General features: G+C 55.4%; 1 protein-coding gene. It reads right to left on the bottom strand.

Annotated elements, in window-relative coordinates; genetic code table 11:
• Nucleotides 1-1556 (bottom strand): IS1634 family transposase (locus UN63_RS16825; RefSeq protein WP_104488638.1); only part of this gene is annotated, 1556 nt, incomplete at its 3' end.
• Nucleotides 1557-1643: the final 87 nt, after the last annotated feature.

Raw genomic sequence — 1643 nt, 5'->3', positions numbered from 1 at the left:
GATTGAAGATTGACGATCAGCGGTGTTTCGTCTCCCACCGACAGTTCATGAATGCCGCTGAAGCACAGGAAGACCCACCGCGCGGTAGGATTCTGGCTCGGCTTCTTCTTCATGTCCGGGAAGCTGAGCTCTTTCTGCCGTAGTGACTGCCGGATACGGTGTTCCAACGCAGCATAAATCATCAGGCTACAAGTCATTACCATCAGCAACGCCTCGATGCGTTCTGGTTTTTTCAGGAACAGGGAAGAGGTCAGAAACTCCGGGCTTTTCAGAAAACGGAAGCCGCGTTCTACTGTTTGCTGGGATTTGTAGGTCGCGAGCAGTCCGGCCATGTCCAGATGGTCGCTCAGATCGTTGGTCGCCAGGATAAATATTCCCGCCTGCTCCTTGGCCGTGGCCACTTTATCCAGGCAGGTCACCGCCTGGCCGGTTAACTGGTAGTCGATTCTTTCCGGGGGCTGACCCTTCTTGGGCCGGCCCTTTCCGCTATAAATCGGCTGCGCCAAGGCGGCTTCTTCCTCTATCCGCAACACGCTGAGTCCACGGCTGAACTCGGCCAGGGCCTGCTCTGCATCTTGCTGACAGGCAAAGCGTTTTTTGCATAACTTCTGGAACTGCTTGAACTCACGCGTGCCGGTTTTCAGCAGATTCCTGGTGACTGTCTGTTGTTCACGTTTAGTGGCCTGTTCGCTGCGCACCAGCAACCAGCGTTGCGGTACACCGGCATAATCGGCCTCGATCCAGTAGCCATGGTAGCCATCCCCCAGGGTCTCCAGTCGCTCCGTTTGCAGGTTCGAGACGGCGTGCTTGGCATCCTTCAACGTCATCGGCACTCGAGTAACGAATAGCTGCTCCTGCTGATGCAGAGCTGAAAGCGAATCGGCAGTATAGAGCGCGGCATCACCGACGAAATAGCGGCTTTGCTGGGCCGCTTTCAGCGACTTAACATGCTGTCGGGTCACTTCTGCAAAGGCTTTCTGGTCATTGGTATTGCCGCTCAGCGCCTGCATGTAGACCGGCAGCCCGGCCTGATTCTCGCAAATCAGCTCCAGGATAACCTGGTTCAGCTCTGGCCGATGATCCCGGCTGTAGCCTTTAACCAATTTGATGCAAGCAGGGTCGTCTTCGGCACGCTCATAGGCACCATCCACATGGAAACTGGTGATATCGAGGTGGACTGCGGTGCTGTTCAGCCCCAGTCGAGCAACGACCTGCTCGGCCATGACCTGATAAAGCGCGGACACATCGGCCGCGAACAACGCATCGAGACAACGTCCCAAGGCATCATCATTCAGATGTTCGGGCAGAATACCGGGGCGTAGCAGGCGTTCGGTGGGTTTATCGGCAAAAAACTGGGGAAACATGTGCAGCGTTCGACTGTGAAATCCCAGACCATTGATGATCATGGCCACCAGGGCCTCACCGTGAGACACCTGATAATCTCCCTGCTTCGGCACGACGGCATCGACCATCTGGGCCAGCCCCAGTTCACGGCACATTCCTGCCACCAAGCCCAAATGATCGAGGTTTTTAATGCGATAAGAAGGAGTTGCCATGCTGCTGCCGCCAAAAAGTAGTAATAGATCAAACTGGCGGTTCGGTGTCAAGCACCGGAAATCAGAAAATCAGGTGCGGAATGACGG

The organism is Oceanisphaera arctica (genome assembly GCF_002936955.1).
Taxonomy (GTDB): Bacteria; Pseudomonadota; Gammaproteobacteria; order Enterobacterales; family Aeromonadaceae; genus Oceanimonas; species Oceanimonas arctica.
Note: the sequence above shows the minus strand (reverse complement) of the source record. Positions and strands in the feature narration are given on the sequence as shown.